18 protein-coding genes and 4 pseudogenes are annotated in these 20,921 nt (G+C 70.9%); 8 read left to right on the top strand and 14 right to left on the bottom strand.

Annotated elements, in window-relative coordinates:
* The first annotated feature begins 9 nt into the window (after positions 1-9).
* From ACGF0D_RS36460 to ACGF0D_RS36450, 3 genes are all read left to right on the top strand, one after another.
* Positions 10-747: a VOC family protein gene (locus tag ACGF0D_RS36460; protein ID WP_392923776.1), complete on the top strand. Its 738-nt coding sequence runs from the start codon at positions 10-12 to the stop codon at positions 745-747.
* A 388-nt stretch (positions 748-1,135) separates the two neighbouring features.
* Positions 1,136-2,503: a Helicase associated domain protein gene (locus ACGF0D_RS36455; protein WP_392923773.1), complete on the top strand. Its 1,368-nt coding sequence runs from the start codon at positions 1,136-1,138 to the stop codon at positions 2,501-2,503.
* Between the two features lie 671 nt (positions 2,504-3,174).
* Positions 3,175-3,549, top strand: a complete 375-nt coding sequence (locus ACGF0D_RS36450) for a transglycosylase SLT domain-containing protein (protein ID WP_392923764.1) — start codon at positions 3,175-3,177, stop codon at positions 3,547-3,549.
* A gap of 214 nt (positions 3,550-3,763) precedes the next feature.
* Here ACGF0D_RS36450 and ACGF0D_RS36445 read toward each other — a convergent pair whose 3' ends face one another.
* Positions 3,764-4,282: an SgcJ/EcaC family oxidoreductase gene (locus ACGF0D_RS36445; RefSeq protein WP_392884592.1), complete on the bottom strand. Its 519-nt coding sequence runs from the start codon at positions 4,280-4,282 to the stop codon at positions 3,764-3,766.
* Positions 4,283-4,611: 329 nt separating this feature from the next.
* On the opposite strand from ACGF0D_RS36445, the pseudogene ACGF0D_RS36440 reads away from it, so the two are divergent.
* Together ACGF0D_RS36440 and ACGF0D_RS36435 are read left to right on the top strand one after the other, a co-directional pair.
* Positions 4,612-5,001 (top strand): annotated as a pseudogene (locus tag ACGF0D_RS36440) (alcohol dehydrogenase); the annotation flags it as partial.
* 101 nt (positions 5,002-5,102) lie between these two features.
* Positions 5,103-5,408 carry a YciI family protein gene (locus ACGF0D_RS36435; protein WP_392884590.1) on the top strand — a complete coding sequence of 102 codons (306 nt, stop codon included), beginning with the start codon at positions 5,103-5,105 and terminating at the stop codon, positions 5,406-5,408.
* Positions 5,409-5,489: 81 nt separating this feature from the next.
* Here ACGF0D_RS36435 and ACGF0D_RS36430 read toward each other — a convergent pair whose 3' ends face one another.
* The 4 genes and pseudogenes from ACGF0D_RS36430 to ACGF0D_RS36415 form a co-directional block, all read right to left on the bottom strand.
* On the bottom strand, positions 5,490-6,497 hold the full coding sequence (locus ACGF0D_RS36430; RefSeq protein ID WP_392923770.1) for a PP2C family protein-serine/threonine phosphatase: 1,008 nt from the start codon (positions 6,495-6,497) through the stop codon (positions 5,490-5,492).
* Positions 6,498-6,771: 274 nt separating this feature from the next.
* Complete coding sequence (locus ACGF0D_RS36425) at positions 6,772-9,354, bottom strand: SpoIIE family protein phosphatase (RefSeq protein ID WP_392923767.1); 2,583 nt, start codon at positions 9,352-9,354, stop codon at positions 6,772-6,774.
* A gap of 201 nt (positions 9,355-9,555) precedes the next feature.
* Positions 9,556-9,722 (bottom strand): annotated as a pseudogene (locus ACGF0D_RS36420) (cytochrome P450); the annotation flags it as partial.
* 15 nt (positions 9,723-9,737) lie between these two features.
* A pseudogene (locus ACGF0D_RS36415) lies at positions 9,738-9,857 on the bottom strand (hypothetical protein); the annotation flags it as partial.
* Positions 9,858-10,396: 539 nt separating this feature from the next.
* Here ACGF0D_RS36415 and ACGF0D_RS36410 point away from each other — a divergent pair.
* Entirely contained in the window at positions 10,397-10,771 is a 375-nt protein-coding gene (locus ACGF0D_RS36410; protein ID WP_392923764.1) for a transglycosylase SLT domain-containing protein, read from the top strand.
* Positions 10,772-11,110: 339 nt separating this feature from the next.
* On the top strand, positions 11,111-13,177 hold the full coding sequence (locus ACGF0D_RS36405; RefSeq protein ID WP_392923761.1) for a multicopper oxidase family protein: 2,067 nt from the start codon (positions 11,111-11,113) through the stop codon (positions 13,175-13,177).
* Between the two features lie 138 nt (positions 13,178-13,315).
* On the opposite strand, the pseudogene ACGF0D_RS36400 reads toward ACGF0D_RS36405, so the two are convergent.
* The 5 genes and pseudogenes from ACGF0D_RS36400 to ACGF0D_RS36380 form a co-directional block, all read right to left on the bottom strand.
* Positions 13,316-13,564: pseudogene (locus ACGF0D_RS36400) on the bottom strand (SDR family NAD(P)-dependent oxidoreductase); the annotation flags it as partial.
* A gap of 13 nt (positions 13,565-13,577) precedes the next feature.
* Entirely contained in the window at positions 13,578-13,700 is a 123-nt protein-coding gene (locus ACGF0D_RS36395; RefSeq protein ID WP_392884527.1) for a hypothetical protein, read from the bottom strand.
* A 158-nt stretch (positions 13,701-13,858) separates the two neighbouring features.
* Entirely contained in the window at positions 13,859-16,033 is a 2,175-nt protein-coding gene (locus ACGF0D_RS36390) for an SdrD B-like domain-containing protein (protein WP_392923758.1), read from the bottom strand.
* Between the two features lie 163 nt (positions 16,034-16,196).
* Positions 16,197-16,547 carry an FAD-binding oxidoreductase gene (locus ACGF0D_RS36385; RefSeq protein WP_392923756.1) on the bottom strand — a complete coding sequence of 117 codons (351 nt, stop codon included), beginning with the start codon at positions 16,545-16,547 and terminating at the stop codon, positions 16,197-16,199.
* Entirely contained in the window at positions 16,502-16,768 is a 267-nt protein-coding gene (locus ACGF0D_RS36380) for a hypothetical protein (protein ID WP_392923754.1), read from the bottom strand. Before ACGF0D_RS36380 ends, ACGF0D_RS36385 begins: the two co-directional genes overlap by 46 nt.
* A 465-nt stretch (positions 16,769-17,233) precedes the next feature.
* Here ACGF0D_RS36380 and ACGF0D_RS36375 point away from each other — a divergent pair, with 465 nt between their 5' ends.
* On the top strand, positions 17,234-17,584 hold the full coding sequence (locus ACGF0D_RS36375) for a hypothetical protein (protein ID WP_392923751.1): 351 nt from the start codon (positions 17,234-17,236) through the stop codon (positions 17,582-17,584).
* A gap of 96 nt (positions 17,585-17,680) precedes the next feature.
* Here ACGF0D_RS36375 and ACGF0D_RS36370 read toward each other — a convergent pair whose 3' ends face one another.
* The 4 genes from ACGF0D_RS36370 to ACGF0D_RS36355 all read right to left on the bottom strand — a co-directional run bounded on the left by ACGF0D_RS36370 (position 17,681) and on the right by ACGF0D_RS36355 (position 20,745).
* Positions 17,681-18,097: a GNAT family N-acetyltransferase gene (locus ACGF0D_RS36370; RefSeq protein ID WP_392884523.1), complete on the bottom strand. Its 417-nt coding sequence runs from the start codon at positions 18,095-18,097 to the stop codon at positions 17,681-17,683.
* Between the two features lie 141 nt (positions 18,098-18,238).
* Positions 18,239-18,805, bottom strand: coding sequence for a hypothetical protein (locus ACGF0D_RS36365; RefSeq protein ID WP_392923748.1), 567 nt, complete (start codon positions 18,803-18,805; stop codon positions 18,239-18,241).
* Positions 18,806-19,048: 243 nt separating this feature from the next.
* Positions 19,049-20,254 (bottom strand): aromatic acid exporter family protein, encoded by a 1,206-nt coding sequence (locus ACGF0D_RS36360; RefSeq protein ID WP_392884521.1) that lies wholly within the window; start codon positions 20,252-20,254, stop codon positions 19,049-19,051.
* Positions 20,255-20,280: 26 nt separating this feature from the next.
* Complete coding sequence (locus tag ACGF0D_RS36355) at positions 20,281-20,745, bottom strand: SsgA family sporulation/cell division regulator (protein WP_392923745.1); 465 nt, start codon at positions 20,743-20,745, stop codon at positions 20,281-20,283.
* Positions 20,746-20,921 lie beyond the last annotated feature (176 nt).

Below are 20,921 nucleotides of genomic sequence, written 5' to 3'. Positions count from 1 at the left end.
ATTTGCGGCATGGCAACAAGACTCGTGCAGATCAATATGAAGGCCCAGGACGACTCCGTGCTCGGCCGGTTCTGGGCGGAGGCACTCGGCTGGGGTGTCGACAGCGAGGCACCCGGCGTGACGAACCTCGAACCCGTGGGCTTCGACTACCCCGACCCCACGGCCGTCTGCATCGACATCATCACCCGCCCCGAACCCAAGACGGTGAAGAACCGGGTGCACATCGACCTGGCCACCACCTCGGCCGCCCACCAGGCGGAGTTGGTCGCGCATCTGAAGGACCTCGGCGCGACCCTCGCTGATGTGGGCCAGGGCGATGTCCCCTGGACGGTCATGGCCGACCCGGAGGGCAACGAGTTCTGCGTCCTGGAACCCCGCCCCATCTACCGGGACACCGGGCCGATCGCCGCGGTGGTGGTTGACTGCGCCGACCCGCGCGCGATGGCCCGGTTCTGGGGCGAGGCGACGGACTGGACGGTGCACGAGGTCGCCGGCGACCACGCCTCCCTGCGCTCCACCCAAGGCGTCGGCCCCTACCTGGAGTTCGTGTGCACTCCCGATATCAAGAGCGGGTGGAATCGCGTCCACCTCGATGTCGCTCCCTACCTCGATGACGACCTGGCGGGAGAGGAATCCCGGCTGCGCGCCCTGGGCGCCACCGACCCTGGCATCGACCAGTCCTCGATCTCGTGGAAGATTCTGGTCGACCCGGAGGGCAACGAGTTCTGCCTCCTCAGCCCTCGCTGAGCCCGAGCGACGACTCCGTCCGGCTCGGGTCAGCGGCGAAGACGGCGTGGGGTCAGCGCAATGCCGCCAGAGACGGGGTGGCGTCCCCGGTGATCCAACGCGCCTCGTCGGACGCCAGGAAGGTCACGAGCGGGCCGAAAGCGCCGGAGCCCAGCGTCAAGGATCTCTCCAGGGCCCGCGTCCCATCACCCGTCAAGATCACCTGCCGGGCCGCCCGGACGGTCAAACTTCGCTGAGACTCGTCAAACAATGTTGAGACGGGTCAACCCCGCCCCGGTCCGGGAGCCGGCCCGCACGAGCGCCGCGCTGCTGCGCCTGCGCGACGCCGTTCTCGCGATCGGTCGCGAGCTGGACGAGCGAGGCCTGTGGCGGCGTGGAGCTGCGCCAGGTGATCACGTTCCATTCCCGGGTGTCGGGGGCGCGGGAGTTCGCCGACGGTCTGCCGGCGGCGGCCGCCCTGCTGAAGGACGCGGACCGGCCCGAGCGGTTGACGGCGCTCGCCGTGGCCGGCACCGACCGGCTCAAGGACCGCCGGGCCGCGTTCGCCGAGTTCAAGGCCTCCACCGGCGAGGACGGCGAGCAGTGCTGCATCATCTGCAACAGCCGGCTGCTGACCGAGGGCATCGACGTCGCCGCCGTCGACGCCGTCTGCTTCGCCGACCCCAAGTCCTCCGTCATCGACATCGTGCAGGCGGTCGGGCGGGCGCTGCGCCAGTCCTACCGGCAGGGCAAGGTCTCCTGGGTCGTCATCCCGGTCTACCTGCCGACCCCGGTGGTCGGTGACGACACGGCGGCCGCGGACCCGGCCGAGGTCCACGACGCAGGCGAGGCGGTGAAGGCCGAGGCGGACGCCGAGATCGAGGCCTCCTCCTTCCGCACGATCTGGCGCGTCCTGCGGGCCCTGGCGGCGCATGACGCCCGGGTGGTCGGCCGGATCACCGAGCTGCGCGCCCACCGCGCCCAGCCGGCCCTGCTCACCACCACGGTCTCGGAGGACGGCGCGGCCGCCGAGGCTGGCGAGGCCGGAGGCGAGGGGGAGCAGCCGGTGGTGGAGTCGCCGGTGGACTGGCTGCGGATCGATGCCCGCCGCCACGCGGCGCGGATCCTGCAGACGGTGAAGCTGCGCGCGTTCAACCCGCGCGCGGTCGAGTGGCAGCGCATGCACGCCGTCGCCGCCGCCTTCCACCTCCAGCACGGCCACCTCGACCCCACCGACACGACGGCGCAAGCGGCCCTGATCTCCTGGCTCGACCGCCAGCGCCACCTGAACGGCCAGCACCTGCTCGACGCCGCCCGCGTCAGCGAGCTGGACGCGCTCGGCATGATCTGGTCCAAGCACGCCAATGCCTGGGAACGCGGCCACGCCTACGCGAAGGCCTTCGCCACCCAGCACGGCCACCTCGCGATCCCCGCCACCGAGAAGCTCGACGGCTACGCGGTCGGCGCGTGGATGCGCCGCCAGCGCAAGGCCGACAACCTCAGCCCCGACCAGGCCGCCAAGCTCGACGCCCTCGATGAGCTGTGGCGCCTGGAGCCGGACTGGAACCGCTCCTACCGCCGCCTGCTCGCCTACCTCGCCGCCGGCGGCACCCTCACCGGCCCCGCCAACCGCACCGGCCTCGGCGACGACCCCGCCTTCCGCCCCGGCACCTGGCTGCGCAAGCAGGCGACGGCCCGCACCGGCGGCAAGCTGACCGAGCAGCAGACCGCGCTCCTGGACGCGCTCACCCGGCACGCCGAGACCGTCACCGGCTGACCCGCACCGCACCGCATCGACGCTGCCGTCCTGGCCGCAGCCGGGCCGGGCCTGGGGTTGCCCCGGGAGTTGCTCCGGACGTTGCCCCGGGCATTGCCCCGGAGGTTGCTTCGGGACAGTGCCGGTTGTCCCGCATCCGTGCTGGTCAGCGCGCGGGACAACCGCCTGCCGTCGTGTCTGCCGGGTGTGGTGGCGGTCTCAATGGCGGCCGCCCGGTGTTGACTCAGCGTGGTGGCGGTGGGCCGGTCGGTCATGTTGCCGGGGCCGGTGTGGTGAGTGCGCTCACACGGGAATGCGGTGTACGACGACGGATAGTGGTGTCCGTTTTGCGCCACTTTGGGACTATTTAGCGAGTGGTCGGAGAGTGTTTGCTCAGGCTGCGAGGGGTCGGCGGGGGCCGGCGCGCTGCGGGCGTCCACTCCTCGGGTCAACGCCGTCCGCCCATGGCCACGACGGTGGGTCGTAGCGAGGGGGTCTTGTCGGTGACCGGCCCCGCCTGGCAACAATTGCTGCATCAAGCCACACCGGCACCTGTCCCGCCGGTGAACGGCCTACCGCCAAGCCACGCCCCGCGACCGTTCGGCCCCTGTCCGGCCATGGTCCGAAAACGGGGAGTGGCTCGGCCCAACCCGATTGAGGTCTGGTTCTACATGCCCGCTTTCAAGCTCCGTATGCGTACCTCTGCCGCGATTCTTGCCGGTGCCGCCGGTGTGACGGCCCTGGGTGCCGCCGTGGTCCCCGCGGTCGCCTCGGCCGCGGACGCCTCCCCGCAGGCCCTCGCCGCCCAGATCGTGCCGGCGGACCAGCTGGCCTCGTTCAGCCAGATCATCTCCCACGAGTCGGGCTGGAACGTGACGGCGACCAACCCGAGCTCGGGCTCGTACGGACTGGGCCAGGCGCTGCCGGCCTCCAAGATGGCCTCCGCGGGTGCGGACTGGAAGACCAATCCGACCACCCAGATCAAGTGGGCGCTGGACTACATGAACACCCGGTACGGCAGCCCGAACGCCGCCTGGAACTTCTGGCAGTCCCACCACTGGTACTAAGCCGACCCGTCGGCTTCCCCTCACCCCGGGGCCGGACAGGGACCACCGGAGTGACCCACGAGGGCCTGTGCCCGCGCGAGAGCGCGACCACAGGCCCTCGTGCCGTTTCCCGAACGTCCGGACAGCGTGGCGGCGCTGCGCATCGGTGACGACACCGTCCGCAAGGGCGGCCGGCCGACCTCGCGGCCGACCGGGGGCTCGACGGGCAGCCGGATCAGCCCGGAGAGGGCAGGGCCGAGGAGTGGTGGTTGAGGATCAGCCACCTGCCTCCACGCAGCTCGTAGACGAAGGTGTACCGGGCGTCGACCGTGGACTTGTCGCCGTTCTTGTCGGTCAGCGTGAACTGGTAGAGACCCGTGTCGACGGCGCTCGTGGCGTCCAGGACGGTGATGAACCGCTCCTGGATCTTTCCGACGGGCTTGCTCGCCAGGAACTTCGTGAAGTAGTCGACGATCCCGGCGCGACTGGTACGGATGTCGGAGACGGTCGGCAGCAACACGGCATCGGGAGCGTAGAGGTCCGCGACACGGTTCGGGTCGCCGGTGGCCAGAGCCGCGTTCCACTTGTCGAACAGGGCGGCGATCTGTTGTTCGGTGGGGAGTTGGGTGGCACTCACCACGACGCTGCGCGTAGCGGGAGGCTGGGCGCCGCTTGCGGTCCCGTACGTCGTCCCCGTTCCCGTGAACAGAGCGGCGGCGGTGAGGGCGACCGCTGCACAGTACTTGCGTCTCATGAACGCCTCCTGTGTCGTCGGTGGTCCATCAGACGGACTCGCCCAGCGTCTCTCGGCGGAGCTGCCCATGCACCTCGAAGCGACGGGGGAGCGGCCACGCGTTGATCGACTTCTGCGATCCGCTCGTCTTCGGAGACGAGAAGGCCGAAGCCCGTCGTCGCTCTTCTGCCGTCACACGGCCATCTCCAGGACGTCCGGCGGCAGCCCGTGCGCCGTAGGCGGCCGCGCCGGAGGTGTTGTGGATCCGACGGAGCGTCAGGTTCGCCAAGCCCGGTAGGCGCTGCGCGCGTTCGCCGTGCACGCCCACCCCTCCCAGCCCGTCGCGAAGACACCGCATCGACGGCACGGCCGGCCCGCCCGTCGCGGACGCGCTGCAGTTCCTCGGCGGCGCCAGGGTCGTCCTGGCCACCGCCTCGAACTCCGCCGCCATCACGGCGACCGTGGGCGGGCTGTCCCACCGGGGCGAACCGGTGGTCATCGGCGCGGACACCGAGCCGTTGGGGATCGTCCCGGTCCAGCTGCTCATGCGCGCCCGGACCGTCCGCGGCCACCCGGCCGGCAGCGCGCGGGACATCCGGGACGCCATGGCGTTCAGCGCCCTGCAGGGAGTTCGCCCGATGATCGAGACCGTGCCGCTCGACCGGGTCGGCGAGGCGTACCACAGGATGCTCCGCGGTGCCGCCCGCTTCCGCATGGTGCTCATCACCGGAACGGGGTGACGGGAGACCGTCAGGCCGCCCCGGGTCACAGGGCTTGGTCGACGCGTCTCCCAATCTTCCTCTGTGCGACCGATTGGTTACCCAGCGCTATGATGTTGATCATGTTCATTCTTGAGCTGACCTACATCGCGCCGCTCGAGCGCATCGAAGCGGCCCACCCCGAGCACGTCGCCTGGCTCGACTCGAACTACGAATCCGGCGTCTTCATCGCATCGGGCCCCAAGGACCCCCGCGATGGTGCGGTCATCGTGGCGGTCGGTGTCGACCGGACGCAGATCGAGGACATCACCAGGAGCGACCCGTACTCGGTGGCAGGGCTGGCCGAGTACACGGTCACGAACTTCCTCGCGATGAGGACTTCGCCGGCGCTGGAGGAGTACCGGCACCAACCGCCGCCGTCCCGGTAGTCGCTCGGCCCGTGCTCCTCGTGGCGGCAGCACCCGGGAGAGGGGGTGTGCGGGCTCGCTCCGATGGAGTCGATGAACCGGTCACCGCTCCCGGCGGACGGCGAGCAGGGCCGCGTCGTCCGTCAGCCCGGAGCCGACGTACGTCCGCACGTCCAGGAGCAGTTCGTCCAGCAGGGCGTCCGGCTCCTCGTGCGGCAGGGCGGCCAGGCGCTCGGCGAGCGGGTAGAACCGGTTCGCCGCGTCCCGGGCCTCGGACACGCCGTCCGTGTAGAGCAGCAGCAGGTCGCCGCGGTCGAAGGCGAGCGACTCGGCGTGGTAGTCCCCGCCGACCAGGCCGAGCAGCGCCAGCGGCGGTGCGTCGACGGACGGCTCGACCGTGCTGACCTGACCGTCATGGCAGAGCAGCGGCGGCGGGTGTCCGCAGTTGACCACGACCGCCGGTCCCGGCGTGTCGGGGATGCTGACCAGAACCGCCGTGACGAACTCCTCGCTCGCCGGACGACGAACGAGCGCCGAGTCCAGCCGCCTGGCCACCTCCGCCAGATCCGGCTCGGCCCGCGCGGCCTCACGGAACACCCCCAGCACGTCGGCCGCAGTCTCCACCGCGGCCAAGCCCTTGCCGCACACGTCGCCGAGGAACAACCGCACCCCGTACGGGGTCGGCATCACCTCGTACAGATCCCCGCCGATCCGTGCCTCGGCCTCCGCCGCCACATAGCGCACCGCGACCGCCAGCGGCCCCATCCGCCGGGGCGCCAGGCGCAGCAGGGCACGCTGCGCGGCCTCGGCGACCGTGTGGACCCTGGCCAGTTCCCGCTCCTGGGTCATCACCACCACGACGTTGGCGCAGCTGAAGAAGGTGACCATGACCACTGCGGCCGCCACGGTCGCCATCACGACCGCGGGCACGGCGGCGTCGTAGGCCGCCATGGCGACGACGAGCGCGCTGGCGACCACCCCGGCCGTCAGCGGGACGGTGGCCCGGCGGGTGCCCACACCGGCCAGGACGGGGAGGGCGGCGAGTATCGGGGCGAACGTGACATCGGGCCCGCTGACGAAATCCAGCGTCACCGTGATCGCGATCAGCACATAACCACCGATCGTGACCCGGCGCGACCACCTGGGCAGGAACCGCGGCGAACGCCACGCCCTCGTGTTCGAGACATCAGCCATCGGACTGCCCTTCTGTCCCACTCGTCCCCACAGCCGCGTCGTTTCCCCCACCCCACAGTTAAACGTCTCTCCTCTCCCGGATCGACCGGCAGTGCCGCGTCGACACCTCCGGCCCGCCCGATGCGGCCCGCGCCCCGGAGCCGGACGCGCTCGGCGTGATCCGGGGAGCGCCGATGGCCGGTCGTGGTCGTCAGCCCTCGTCGGGCAGGGCCTGCTCGGTCCAGATGGTCTTGCCGTCCTCGGTGTAGCGGGTGCCCCAGCGCTCGGTGATCTGGGCGATGATGTACAGGCCGCGCCCGCCCTCGTCGTCCCGGGCGGCCTGACGCAGGTGCGGCGAGGTGTGCCCGGTGTCGGAGACCTCGCAGATCAGGCTGCGGTCCCGGATCAGCCGGACCCGGACCGGCCCGGGGGCGTACCGGATCGCGTTGGTGACCAGCTCGCTGACGATCAGCTCGGTGGTGAACGCGAGCTCCGCCAGGCCCCATTCGTCCAGCCGGTCGGTGGCCAGGCGACGCGCCCGGGCGACCGCCGCCGGGTCGGGCACCAGCTCCCAGTCGGCGATTTGCCCGGCGTCGAGCCGGCGGGTGCGGACCAGCAGCAGGACGGCGTCGTCGTCCACCGGCCCGGGCAGCAGGGTCGCCAGCGCCTCGTCGCACAGGCTCTCCAGCGGCCGGTGCAGCCCGGCCAGCGTCTCGGCGAGCCCGCGCCGGCCGTCGACGGCCTCCACCAGGCCGTCCGTGTACAGGGCGATCAGGCTGCCGGCCGGCAGGTTCAGCTCGGCGTGCTGGAACGGCGGGCCGCCCTGCCCCAGCGGCCGCCCGGCCGGCAGCTCCGCGTAGCGGACGCCGCCTGCCGGGTCGGCCACGACGGGCGGCGCGTGGCCTGCCCGGGCCAGGCTGCACCGGCCGTCGACCGGGTCGTACACCGCGTACAGGCAGGTCACGCCGCCGCCGCGCGGGCTGCCCTGGCCGTTCTCCTCGCGCACCACGTCGTCCAGGCGGGCGAGCAGTTCGTCCGGATCCAGGTCCATCCGGGCCAGCACCCGGACGCCGACGCGCAGCCGGCCCATCGCGGCGGCGGCCCGCAGACCGTGGCCGAGTACCTCGCCGACCACCAGGCCGACCCGGCTGCCGGACAGCGGGATGACGTCGTACCAGTCCCCGCCCACCCCGGAGCGGGTGTCGGCCGGCAGGTAGCGGCTGGCCGACTCGACCGCGCTCAGCGCCGGCAGCCGATGCGGCAGAAGGCTGCGTTGCAGCCGCAGCGCCGCGGTGTGCTCCCGGGTGACCACCGGCATCAGCGCCGCGCCGATCAGCAGCGCGCCCAGCCCCAGTACGGTCACCCCGCCGACCTGGCCGAACAGCGGCAGCCGGAGGGAGGTCGCGCCGTAGCCAGAGGCGGCGTAGACGTGGAAGGCGGCGTAGCAGAACAGGAACAGCATGATCAGCCCGCCGATCCCGGGCAGCACGCCCTTGAACAGCAGGTCCCGGCGGCTGCGGGTGAGTACCCGGCGGTAGTACCAGACGCAGGCGAAGCCGGTCAGACCGTAGTAGAAGGCGATCGCCAGGCCCACCGAGCCGATGGAGTCGGCCAGCACGTTGCGGCTGACCGAGGTGAGCAGCACCAGGAAGGCGATCGACACCAGCCCCATGCCGACGGTCGACCAGGTCGGGGTCAGGAACCGGCGGTGCAGCCGGGCGAAGCCGGACGGCACGGTCTTGTGCGCGGCCATCGAGAAGACGGTGCGGGCGGTCGGCAGGATGGTGGTCTGGGTGGAGGCGACCGCCGAGGTCAGCACCATCAGGATCAGCAGTTTGGTGAGTGCGTGGCCGAGCCCGGCGGTGCCGAACACCGCCCCGCCGAGGCCGGAGAGAACGTCTCCGGAGTTGTCCGGGTTGGCCAGCCCGATGCCCGTGGTGCCGACTCCGGCGAAGGCCTGCGCCGAGGTGGCGACCAGACCGTAGATGCCCAGCAGCAGCACGGTGGACAGCACGGCGGCCCGCCCGGGGGTGTGCCGGCTGTCCGCGGTCTCCTCGTTGACGGTGAGCGCGGTGTCCCACCCCCAGTAGATGAACACCGCGGCGAGCACCCCGGTGGTCAGCGCCTGAGGGGAGGGGACGTTCAGCGGATTGAACCAGGAGGCGGAGACGTGCGCCGCGGTCGGCGGGCCGTCGGTGTAGACCTTGACCAGGGCGGTGACGGCGAGAAGCAGCAGGACCGCGACCTCCAGGCAGAGCAGCCAGCGCTGCACGGCCGCCGACACCTCGATGCCGACGTAGCAGACCGCCGTCATCAGGGCGATCCAGACCACCCCGGCCACGGTGGTCCATATCCGGCTGGTCGCCAGCGACTCCAGCCCGACCAGCCGGAAGCCGTAGATGCCGGCGATCTCGGCCAGGTTCGCCATCGCGATCACGTCGGCGACGATCAGGCCCCAGCCGCCCATCCAGCCGGCTCGTGGGCCGAATGCGCGGGTGGCCCAGGTGAAGGTCGTCCCGCAGTCGGCGTCGACGGCGTTCAGTTCCCGGTAGGCGTACGCGATCAGCAGCATCGGCACGAACGCCAGCATGGTGATGATGGGGGCCTGCAGTCCCACCCCGGCCACGATCACTCCGAGCGTCGCCGCCAGGCTGTATGCGGGCGCGGTCGAGGAGATCCCGATCGCCACCGAGGAGAACAGCCCCAGGGCGCCCGATCTGAGCCCCTTCTCACCGGGGCCGGGCCCGGGTGCGAGCGGTGTGGCGGACTCGGCGGGGCGAGGGGAGCTCTTCACACCAGTTACCCACTCCGCGTCTCGCGGCGGCAAGCCTTGCGATCACCATTCTCCCCGCCCGCCGGGAGGGCCGCCAGACGGGCTCGACACGCGGCGCGGCGGGCGGCCATGGCCCGGATACGCGATTCCCGGGCCGGGCCGCGCACCGGGTGGGGCCGAGCCGAGAAGGCCGTGGACCCGGGCAGGGAGCCGGAGGAGCCTGACCAGGATCCTGCTGTTGGTCTGGAAGAAGTCGTGGTCGGCGTACGGGACACCGAGCAGCGCGCAGTCACCAGTGACGGCACGGGCAGCGCGAACGCCGGGACGGGGTCCACCGGCCCGGGGCCGGCGAGCATGGCGCCGATCAGATCGTCGACGATCTTCTGGACCAGTCGAGGGGCGTATCAGCGCTGTTCCTCCGGGCGGCCCTCGGCCTCCCAGCGGGTGTGGAGGATTCCGTCCCGGTCGACCCGGCGGTAGGTGTGCGCGCCGAAGAAGTCCCGCTGTCCCTGCACCAGTGCGGCGTCGGCGCCGGCTTCCGGCCCGGGCGCGAGCGCATCGAGCCGGCTGTGCCGGGGGAGTGGTCGCGCGTGTGACGCCGGTCTCGGTCGGAGGGGGATCGTCCGCACTCAGAGCGTCGGCGGCAGTTCGGTCAGTGACCGGCAAACCGGACAAACCATGACATAAACCGTGAGCCCGCTCACGCCGGAAAAGGTCCACGACGGACGATAGTGGCCGTGCACCGCCGCCGCCCGCGAGCCCGACCGCGACATCTGCGCAGCTCAGCACGTTGGCCGGCCGCGCAACCCGCCCCGCGGACCAGTGCCGTCCGCCCATGGCTACGACGGTGGGTCGTAGCGAGGGGGTCTTGTCGGTGACCGGCCCCGCCTGGCAACAATTGCTGCATCAAGCCACACCGGCACCTGTCCCGCCGGTGAACGGCCTACCGCCAAGCCACGCCCCGCGACCGTTCGGCCCCTGTCCGGCCATGGTCCGAAAACGGGGAGTGACTCGGCCCAACCCGATTGAGGTCTGGTTCTACATGCCCGCTTTCAAGCTCCGTATGCGTACCTCTGCCGCGATTCTTGCCGGTGCCGCCGGTGTGACGGCCCTGGGTGCCGCCGTGGTCCCCGCGGTCGCCTCGGCCGCGGACGCCTCCCCGCAGGCCCTCGCCGCCCAGATCGTGCCGGCGGACCAGCTGGCCTCGTTCAGCCAGATCATCTCCCACGAGTCGGGCTGGAACGTGACGGCGACCAACCCGAGCTCGGGTTCGTACGGACTGGGCCAGGCGCTGCCGGCCTCCAAGATGGCCTCCGCGGGTGCGGACTGGAAGACCAACCCGACCACCCAGATCAAGTGGGCGCTGGACTACATGAACACCCGGTACGGCAGCCCGAACGCCGCCTGGAACTTCTGGCAGTCCCACCACTGGTACTAAGCCGACCCCTCGGCCGTCGGCAACACACCCGCGACCTTGACCACCCTCCCCCTCACCCCGGGGGCCGGACAGGGACCACTGGGATGATCCGAGAGGGCCCGTGCCCGCGCGATCCGCGTGGCACGGGCCCTCTCGCGGTCGTACGGACCCTCCGAGTGGATCCCCGAGACCGGCTTCCCTCGCTGCTGATAGCTCCGCGAAGCGCGGGGAGATCAGGTTCCTTCACTGGAGGGAAGATCTGCCGCTGCGGCAATAGTCCAATGATCGGACTTTAAGGGGTGTGGCATGTCGACCGGCAGAAATGGCACCGTGCTCCATATCCGCGCATATCATTCGGGCGTGATCAAGGATGCCGGTCCTCTGGAGAATTCGCAGGCTGCTGATGTCGCCGAGAATTCTCTGCCGAGTCGACGCAAGCTGCTCAGAACCACGGTCGCGGCAGTCGGTGCCGTGGGTTTTGCCGGCGCACTTGCGAACGGGCATTCCTACGCGGTCAATTCTCCGTCCGGTCCGGGGGCTCTTCGAGTCGGTCGGCACCATCCGCATCCTTCGCGGCCGTCGGGAGGCGCGCTCGATCCGTCGTCCGTACCGAAGTACCGGATGCCGCTGTTTCTTCTCGGTGAAATGCCCAGCGAGGGCCGGGACTCCTACCGCATCGCGATCCGTCAGTTCCGACAGCAAATGCTGCCGAGCGGGATGCCGGCCACCACGGTCTGGGGTTACGGAGCCGTGGGCCACCAGCAGTCGTTCCACACGCCGGGCCTGACCATCGAAGCCCGTGTGGATCGGCCGATCTCCGTGACATGGGTCAACGACCTCGTCACCTCGCGCGGCCTCTATCTGCCCCATCTGTGCGCTGTGGACCCCACGTTGCACTGGGCGAACCCTCCCGGCGGAAGGGCCGGACGTGATTCGCGGCCCACCTTCTCGACCACTCCCGGGCCGTACACGGGACCGGTGCCCATCGTGACCCATCTGCACGGCGGGTACAGCCGAGAAGAGAGTGACGGATACCCCGAAGCCTGGTACCTGCCGGCATCTCGTGACATCCCTCGCGACTATGCCCGCGTAGGCACCTATTACGACCGGTTTGCCGAGCAGTTCCGCGACCGTTGCGGCGTCCGCTGGCGCCCCGGGTCGGCAACATTCGCGTACGACAATGACCAGCGCCCCGCAACTTTCTGGTACCACGACCACACCCTGGGCATGACTCGGGTGAATGTCTACGCGGGCCTTGCCGGTTTCTACCTGCTGCGAGGCGGACCTGCCGATCTCCCCTCGGGAGTACTTCCCGGGCCGGCCCCGGGGCAAGGCGGTGCGCACGGTGCTCACCCCTACGAAATCCCCCTGGTGGTTCAGGACAAGTCCTTCAATACGGACGGGTCGATCTTCTTCCCCAGCAATCGCGGATACTTCGGGGACACCCCGCCGGATGGTCCCTGGATCCCCGACACCGATATTCCGCCGATCTGGAACCCGGAGTTCTTCGGCACCACGATGGTCGTCAACGGGAACACCTGGCCGGTACTCGACGTGGAACCGCGGCGGTACCGCCTGCGCATCCTCAACGCGAGCAACGCCCGTACTCTTATCCTGAAGATCGCGGCTGACGCCACAGCCCCCCGCCCCGTCAGCCCCGCATTGCCCTTCTGGCAGATCGGAAACGACCAGGGATTCCTGCCGGCCCCGGTCCAGTCGGATCGACTCCTGTTGGCCCCCGCAGAACGCGCCGACGTGGTGGTCGACTTCACCGGCACCCCGGTCGGCACCGGGCTCTACCTGATCAATGAAGGCCCGGACGAGGCGTACGGCGGCGGCGCGCCGGTCACCGACTTCACGCCGGCGGATATCACGACCACGGGGCAGGTCATGAAATTCACTGTCGTCCCCCTCACGTCCACCGACACCAGTGTCCCGCCGTCACGGATCGTGCTCCCTCCGATCCCGGCGCTTCCCGAGAGCCGGACGGTCCGGAAGCTGTCACTCAACGAAGAGGACTCCGCGTACTTCACCGGAGCGCCCACGATGGCCACGCTCGGAACAGTTACGCCAAGTGGCTCGGCCACCCCGCTCCTGTGGTCGGACCCGGTCACCGAGACACCGGTGAAGGACGACACCGAAATCTGGGAAGTGTACAACTTCACCCCCGACGCGCACCCTGTCCACATCCATCAGATCGGATTCCAGGTCCTCGACCGCCAAGCCATCACGGGCGGAGAACTGTCACCCCCGCAACCGGGGGAAGGCGGATACAAGGACACCGTGATCGCATTGCCGGGAAATATCACCCGCGTCAAGGTTCGCTTCGGCATTGCGGGACGGTACGTCTGGCACTGTCACATCATCGACCATGAGGACAATGAAATGATGCGGCCGTTGCAAGTACTTGATCAGCGCAGCCGTTGAGGTCCTTTCAGTAGTGATCACTCGGCGGCGGGGTGAAGGAAGCGGGAGCCTGCGACCGGCTGCCCTGGTGACTGCGGTGCGCGTTTCCTGAGCACCCGTCAGACGCGGACACGGCCAGCGGACGGACGCTCCGCCGTCCACGGTGAGCAAGGCGCCGTTGACGTAGGAGGCCGCGTCGGACACGAGGAAGGCCACGGCCTCGGCGACCTCGCCGGGCAGGCCGCCCCGGCCGGCGGGGGTCATGGCGAGGAGGTCGCTGCGATCCTCATCGGCGAGCGAGGCCCGCACGCCTTCGGTCTCGCTCACGCCCGGAAGGACGGCGTTGACCCGTACGCCGGCCGGGCCGTACTCGGCCGCCCGGATCCGGGTGAGCTGGTTGACCGCGGACTTGCTCGAACCGTTAGGCGGTGGCCCCGACCACGGCCTTGTCGGCCGCGACGGAACTCACGTTGACGATCGCGCCGCCGCCCTTGTCGACCATGCCGGGGACCAGCTGACACCGCCGAGCAGAGAGAGTGGACAACGGAACTGCTCGACCAGGCATGATGTCGACGAATCCGCGACGGCGACCACCCCGATCGGCAGCAGGGTGACCGCGCCGGGCCCCGGCAGCGCGCCGCAGGCCGCCGCCGGGCGTCACGCCCGCCGGCAGCCTGCCGCCCCGGTCGTGCTCGACCTGCGTCAGTGCCCACACCCGCAGTGCCGGAAACCGAAGTCGAGGGTGTGGTCGTTCTCGCCCGGCCCGCCGGTGGTCAGCACCCGCTCGGGATACCTTTTCCCCGGCGGGGCGATGCCCTTGGAGTTGATGAAGGGATCGTCACCGACGTCGTGCCTGGTGGGCACCCACCGGTACAGCGGGCCGCCCTCGGCGTAGTCGGACGGGTTGTCCAGCCGGATCGTGTACCTGGTGTGCGGCTTGAGGCCGCCGTCCACGTTCGAGTCGTCGAAGTAGTACTCGCCGCGTGCGGTCGTCCTCTCCGTTCCGACGAGCTTGCCCGACCCGTCGTAGAGGTGGACGGTGACGCCCGCCGCGGGGCGCTGGCCGGGCTTCTGGATGCCCGTGCGCTCGGGGTCGTACCAGACCCGGTTGCCGATCTGCAGCGGCGCCCGGTCGCAGAGCACCTCCAGATCGCCCATCGAGGCGCCCTTGCCGAACGGCGCGGGCACGTCCGCCGGGTTGAGCCGCAGTCCGGGCTTCGGGTCCGGCCTGCCGTCCGCCCGCTGGAGGAACGACGTCCCGTAGCCGAAGGCCGTGTTGTCGGGGTCGTACCCGGAGGTCCCGATGGTGGTCTCGACCTTGGACAGCGCCATCCCGGCGTAGTCCGCGTTGTGGTGGAAGCCGAACCGACTGGTGTCGAAGAAGCGGGTGCCCCTGGGGGAGAGCCCGCAACCGTTGTCGGTGTCCATCACGAAGGTGCCGTTCGCGAGGCAGGCCTTGTTCAGGTCACCGCCCGACAGCACCTCACCGACCGCGGCGCCCGCCGCCGCCTGGCCCGTCGCCCGGTCGGCGAGGCGGTCGCGAAAGGACAGCAGCATCGTGCCGTCCGTCTCGAAGCCGACCTCGCCCAGCTCCGGCTCCGGCTGGGCACGGTAGCCGGAGCAGGTCTGGCCGTTCTGCGTGGTCGGGTAGGTGTTCGTCCACGGAAACCAGCCCGCGCCGTCGCACGGGCCCGAGCCGACGGTCGACTGGCGCGGGTAGTCCAGCGGCTGGTCCAGCACGGCCCGGCGGAACGCGCCGGTGGCCAGGTCGAAGGGCAGCACGATCGCCCGCAGGTCCGACACCTTGCCCGTCGACTCGCCCGAACAGACACCGCCGAGGTAGCCGGTCCCGTCCTGGAGGCCCAGACCGAAGGGGCGCCAGTCACCCGCCGAGGGGCAGCCCGGGTCCGGGATCGGGTAGACGGCCTTCGGCGCCGACGCGGTCGACACGGAGGCGTCGTAGCGGTACAGCTGACGGTCGTTGAGGTTGACGACGAACAGGTCCCTGCCGTCGTCCGTCACCTTGAGCCCGCCGAGACTCTCCTTCCCCGGCACCGCCAGGAACGCGTCGTCCGTCCCCGGCCCGTGTGCCGTGCTTCCGGCGTCCGGGACGGTGGTGAACAGCGTGGTCCTCTTCTGCGCCAGGTCGGTCACGTAGATCCCGCCGGAGCCACCCGGGCCGTAGTCCGTGGTGCGCTTGGCCGCCGCCGAGGAGAACACCCGCCTGTCGGCCTTGTTCCACGCGATGCCGTACAGCGTGCCGGTCTGCGCGTCGGTGGCGATGTTCGTGACGTTCACGTCCACGCCGTCCTGGCCGCGCGCACCGTACGGGAACGACACCAGCGTGCGCTGCGCACCGCCCCCCCACGTGGTGTTCTGGCAGGTCGTCACCAGGGGTGCGTTCTTCTGGCAGTAGTCGCCGGGGCTCCACAGCCCCGTGGTGTACGAGATGTTCCTGCCGTCGGAGAGGTCGACGAACTCCTCGTTCGAGCTCAGCTGGTTCGGCGCGCCCTCCAGCCCCTGCCGCGAGGCGAAGGCGGGGAACAGCACGCCCGGCTTCGGATTCACCACCCGCACCCGGTACTTGCCGCTGTGTTCCCGACTCGGTGGTGGTATCAGCGTCACCGTCCCGTCGGCCGCCGTGGTGCCCTCGACGTGGACCCGGTCCCCGCCGGTGAGCGTCACCTTCACGCCCGCCAGCCCCGGTTCCAGCGCGGGCGTCCACGCACCCGAGGCGTCCACGGCCCGGATCACCCGGACCGTCACCGTCCCGTCCCCGCTCTGCGGGAACGCCGCCGGCGCCGTCAGCAACCCGCTGCCGGCCAGCGCGACGGCGAGCACCGCGGCCCGCGCGACGCACGTCCTTCGTGTTCTCATCCCCACCAGGGCCCCACTCTCGTGATCAGCGGGCAGATGCCCGACCCGGACAGAGCCCCCAGGAGAGCGGCAACCGGTTCGTTCACGCCCCCGATCCGGGGCACGTTCACTGGTGTGTGTGACGGAAAGCGGGCCGGAAATCGCATCAAGTTCGGAGACGGCCTCACAAGTTCGCATGCGATCCCAGATGGCGCGATGCCCCTGACACCCGACTCGCTTGCCCGCCCGGCCGTCCCGGCAGGATCCGGGGTTCAGCCATCGGGGCGATCCCGATGCCCGCGCTGGCGAACACCACCGGTCGCCCTGCGTCGTCCAGCACCACGTCGCCGTAGGGCGGCGACAGCGTCAGGGTGTCGCCGACCTTCACCGAGTCGTGCAGCAGCGTCGACATTTCGCCATCGGGGTCGGCGCCCTCGCCGCGCACCCGCTTGACCGAGAACTGGCGGTGCTCCCCGTCGTCGGCCCGGGTCAGGCTGTACTGGCGCGGCTGGAGCTTCCCGTCGGGCATCCGCATCCGCTGTCTCCACCAGCGTCGTGGCGAACGAGGCCACCGAGCCGGCCAGTGCCTGCTGCTGGTGGCCGTGAACCTGGGTTGCCGCGGTTGAAGACGCCGTCCAGGAGCTCGGGATGCTCGCCGAACATGTGGGTGTAGAAGCGCTTGGCGATCTCGCCGATGTGCTCGGCGACGACCGGCAGCGTGACGGCGATGACGGGCCGGGATTTGTCCGAAAGCACGGGACACTCCTGTGGGAAGCGAGCGGTGGAACGTGGTTCGTGGGCGCGGGTGCTCGGCGGTCGCCGCCCCACCCGGGCTCCTCGGCCACGCTGCCCGTGCCGGGCCACGGGGGCACGCCCCCGTGGCCATTCGGAGGACGGGCGCACCGGCCCGGCCGGACCGACCTCGTAGCGGCCGTCCTCCTGCAATTCTGTCGCCTCGGAATCCGGGCCGCCCGCCCGCTGGGCATCGTCGCCGTCCGCCCCGAACCCCGCCGGCCGACCCTGCGCCTGACCCCCCAGCCCCACGTCGTACGTCCCCGGGCCTTCGGACGGCGCCGCGCCTCACAACGCAAGGGCCCGGGTCGAACCGCCGCCGGAAGCGGGATACCGGTCACGCACCTTCCGCAGGCCGATTCCACACCGGTGCGGGGAAATTGGCCCGTTCCTCACCTGCCGCGGCGCCTCGTGGTGCATGATCGCAACGTGAGTACGTGGTGGGACACACGCCGCAACGCCCGGCTGGCAGAACTGGCGTCCATGCTGGAGTTTCTCGGCGCCGAACCGGTTGACGACCCCGGCGTCGGCGAACTCGCCCACGCCGCCGAGGCCCTCGCCGAGGAGTACCGCACCAGCGACCGCGGTCACACCGTCCACCGCACCGGCGGCCTGCTGCAACAGGCAGCTACCGCACTGCACACCGCCGACCGCCTGCGCGGCACCCTGATCCCCGTCGTCAACCACCACCTGCGCTGCGCCGCTGTGGCCCTGTCACACGCCCGCAGCTGCCTGCACGGCCTGGCCTTGCCTGCCGCCGGGACCGTCCCGCCCGCCTGATCCCGGCTCCGCCACGAAGGCGCCGGGCCGGGCCGCAGAGCACCGGCAGCACGGCCGGTGGTGGCGGCGCCTTTGCCGAAGGCCAGTGCCCCTGGCTCAGAGTTCCTTGGTCATGAGGATGCGGCTGGTGCCGGAGGGAATGCAGGGTACTTCTCCCAGGTGGTGCCAGCCGTGCCGCTGATAGAACTCCGGGGCTTGGAAGCTGATGGTGTACAGGACGGCGGCCTTGCACCCACGCGCCCTCCCTTCCTCCTCGGCCCGGCGCAGGATCCGGCTGCCCAGTCCTTGGCCGCGCAGCTCGGGTGGCAGGTAGAAGAGGTCGATGAACAGGAGTCCGAGGGATGTACGGCCGGACAGGTCCCCGAGGATCCGGTGGCCGCCGGGCTCGCGGACCAGGACGGCGAGGGGGCGCCGGTCGTCGATTCCCGTGATGCCGACGTTGAAGCGGTCCAGCGCGTCCGAGATGGCCGCCCTCTCGGTGCGGTGCGGGGTGTCGGTGAAGACGATTTCCACCGGCTCCGCTGCTCGGCCGGGCGGGCTCGCCGGCTCCGGTGCCGTACCGGCCACGGCGTCGGCGGCGTCCGCGAGCGGAGCCGGCGGGCTCGCGGCGTGGGCGTCGGTGTGGTGGGCGTGCGGGTGTGGTGCCGCCTGCGGTTATGCCTGGGTCCCGGTGGTCTGCGGTGCGGTGTAGAGGATGGCGCGGGGCTGTACGGTCAGGTGCCGCAGTGCGGTGGGCAGGTCGCGCTGGACGGTGATCCGGTAGCGGATGACCGTGTCGCCGTCGTGGGTGAGGATGCGGCCGGGGAGCGGGATCCGGGTGTAGAGGGTGCCGGTCTGCGAGTCCAGGTCCATGGGCTCCCAGCGCCGGGTCGCGTTGTCGAACCACTCCAGGCGGATGTCGTCGCTCTGGAGGTAGGGGCCGTGTTCGGGGGAGAGGACGAGGATCTGCTGGGCCTGGGCGAGGCGGGTGTCGTCGGCGTAGCGGACGGTGAACTCGTACGAGCGGTGGTCGGTGCCGATTTGGTGGGCGGGCAGGGAGTCGATCCGCAGGCTGCTGTCGACGGTGGTGGCCGATGACGACGACGAGTGCGAGGCCGCGGCCGCCGCGGGGGCGGGGGCGGTGGCGGCCATGGCCTGGCCGGAGACGCCGAGGGCGGCGGCGCCGGCGAGGAAGAGGGAGATCGTCGCGGTGGCGGTCCGTCGCATGGTCGTGCGGTTCATGTTTCTTCCTTCGGGGTTATCGGATGCCTGGCTGCTTTCGGCGCAGGCCGGAGAAAGGGAGCTCTCCGCCGCATTTTGTTTAACCTTCAACCAACACAATCCACCGTACGGGCCGCGGATTCGAGCGTCAAGCGATGGAGCGAAGTCGTCGCGATGGGCCAGGACGGGCACGAACGAATCCGCGCCGGTCTGCCCGTGTCGATGGGTCGGACGGCCTGCGAACCGGCTTGGAAGCCGGGCGCTTCACGACGGGCGGGGCCCGGGCGTGGTCGGGGTGAGTCGGTTCGCGCGTTCCAGATCGGCGAGCAGGCGTTCGATGTCGGTGATCAGTGATCCGTAGACGTGCCAGGCACCCGGTTCGGCCAGCGTGCCGTGCCTGATCTCGTCGGTCATCGTCCTGTGCCAGGTCGTGGCGTCGTCGATCGCGCGGCGCAGCGGCCCGCAGAGGCTGTCGAGATCGGGGCCGGCGGCATGCCCAGGGGCGGCGAACGACTCCATCGCCCGCTCCGCCGTTTCCAGGGTCGCCGCGTACCGGTCGAGGAAGAGCCGGTTCAGGCCGTGACCGGCGTGGTCGTCGACGCTGTCGGCCAGTGTCCGTGCGATGCCCCGGACCTGGAAGGAGACCCGGTGCAGGGCGCGCAGCGCCTCGCCGTGGTCCGTCGGCTTCTGTTGTCCGTGGACGATGCACCGCGTGTTCCAGCGCAGGCTCTCCTGGCTCTGGCGTACGTCCTCCTGTGCCTGGAGTGCCAGGTCGTCGAGGTGCCTGCTCCGCTCCAGCCACTGGTGGGCGCGGTCGGTGTGCTGCCGCTCACGCAGTCCGCGGCCCATGTCGCCGAGCAGTTCTCCCATGGCCGAGGCGAGTTCGCGTACCGAGGTGTCGGAGGCGCGGAGGTGCACGGGCGGGAGGATGAGGGCGTTGACCGCGATGCCGGCGGCCGCACCGGTGAGGGTGGCCAGGGTCAGGGTGACGACGTGGCCCACGGGGACGGCCGTCGCCGCCGCCAGGGTGAGCGTCGCCGTCGAGGCGATCTGCAGGCGGCTGTCGGAGCCCCTGCGGCCTCCGGCGACCAGTGCGATGGCAGGGATCGCGGCGACGCTTCCCGCGGCCGGGCCGAGCAGCCACACGACGGCCACGGCCAGTGACAGCCCCCCGGCCCGGGCGGCCACGCTGCGCAGGGCCTGCGTCACCGATCGGTAGATGGTCGGGGCGTTGACCATGACCAGGGCGGTGGCCACGGCGAGGTACTGCTGTTGCCCGGGGAGCCACCACGAGGCGGCCTGCCAGGCCAGGAGGGCCGCGACGAGTCCCTTGACGCTGCGCGTGAGGACGGTGGTCGACCATCCCGGGAGCGACAACCGGGGCACGCGCGGCAGCCGCAGGGCGCGGCTCGGTGCTTCCCGCCACCGGACGATGGCGGCCGGACGCGGCGCGAAGGCCAGGGCTCTCATCTCTGTGCTCCTGCTCCGTCTGCTGCTCACTTGCTGCGGCGGTGTGCCCCGCCGGGGTCGGCCGGGCCGCTGAACGGAAGCGGCCGAGGCCGGGGCAGGGGCCTTGGGCGGGTGCCCGGCAGCAGGTACGACAGTTCGGCGTCCAGGTCGTACCCGTCGGCTTCCCGCCCGGCGGGTACCAGTCGGTGGGTGCGCTCCAGCCACTCGGCCACCACGTGGAGCGGGGCCCGGAGCCAGGCGGTCCCCTCCGGCGAGGAGAGGGCGAGGTTCAGTACCTCCTCATGGCCGACTGCTCCCGGCCAGACCTGTACGTCCCCTTGCCCGCTCGGTCTGTGCAGGCCCTGTGCCAACAGGTCGCGGGCGAAGACCCAGGGGACCCGGCCGTCCGCGTCGGTGTGGAAGACGATGCGCACGGCGAGCGGGTCGTAGGAGCGGTAGGACAGGAGGGTCGGCAGTGTGACCGGTTCTCCCGAGGGAAGCAGGAGTTCCATGTCGAGCATTTGATCTGCACAGCCGTTCACGGCATGACTCCCTGTGTGGGTAGTGCCCCCTGGGTGGCGGGTGCGAGCGCCCCGGCCGTGGGCGTGGGGGGGGGGGGGGGGGGGGCCGGGGGGGGGGCGCGGCCGGCCGCCCGCGCGCGGGGGGGGGGGGGGGGGGGGGGGGGGGC

It is taken from the genome of Kitasatospora sp. NPDC048298, assembly GCF_043201465.1.
Taxonomy (GTDB): Bacteria; Actinomycetota; Actinomycetes; order Streptomycetales; family Streptomycetaceae; genus Kitasatospora.
The sequence above is the reverse complement of the archived record's forward strand: the minus strand, read 5'-3'. Positions and strand labels throughout refer to the sequence as shown.

What these genes read in the sequence shown, in the direction of transcription:
- ACGF0D_RS36445 (WP_392884592.1), bottom strand. Translation starts at nt 4,282, where the DNA reads ATGAGACGCAAGTACTGTGCAGCGGTCGCCCTCACCGCCGCCGCTCTG.
- ACGF0D_RS36390 (WP_392923758.1), bottom strand. Translation starts at nt 16,033, where the DNA reads ATGAGAACACGAAGGACGTGCGTCGCGCGGGCCGCGGTGCTCGCCGTC.
- ACGF0D_RS36460 (WP_392923776.1), top strand. Translation starts at nt 10, where the DNA reads ATGGCAACAAGACTCGTGCAGATCAATATGAAGGCCCAGGACGACTCC.
- ACGF0D_RS36385 (WP_392923756.1), bottom strand. Translation starts at nt 16,547, where the DNA reads ATGCGGATGCCCGACGGGAAGCTCCAGCCGCGCCAGTACAGCCTGACC.
- ACGF0D_RS36355 (WP_392923745.1), bottom strand. Translation starts at nt 20,745, where the DNA reads ATGGAACTCCTGCTTCCCTCGGGAGAACCGGTCACACTGCCGACCCTC.
- ACGF0D_RS36450 (WP_392923764.1), top strand. Translation starts at nt 3,175, where the DNA reads ATGCGTACCTCTGCCGCGATTCTTGCCGGTGCCGCCGGTGTGACGGCC.
- ACGF0D_RS36360 (WP_392884521.1), bottom strand. Translation starts at nt 20,254, where the DNA reads ATGAGAGCCCTGGCCTTCGCGCCGCGTCCGGCCGCCATCGTCCGGTGG.
- ACGF0D_RS36365 (WP_392923748.1), bottom strand. Translation starts at nt 18,805, where the DNA reads ATGAACCGCACGACCATGCGACGGACCGCCACCGCGACGATCTCCCTC.
- ACGF0D_RS36410 (WP_392923764.1), top strand. Translation starts at nt 10,397, where the DNA reads ATGCGTACCTCTGCCGCGATTCTTGCCGGTGCCGCCGGTGTGACGGCC.
- ACGF0D_RS36435 (WP_392884590.1), top strand. Translation starts at nt 5,103, where the DNA reads ATGTTCATTCTTGAGCTGACCTACATCGCGCCGCTCGAGCGCATCGAA.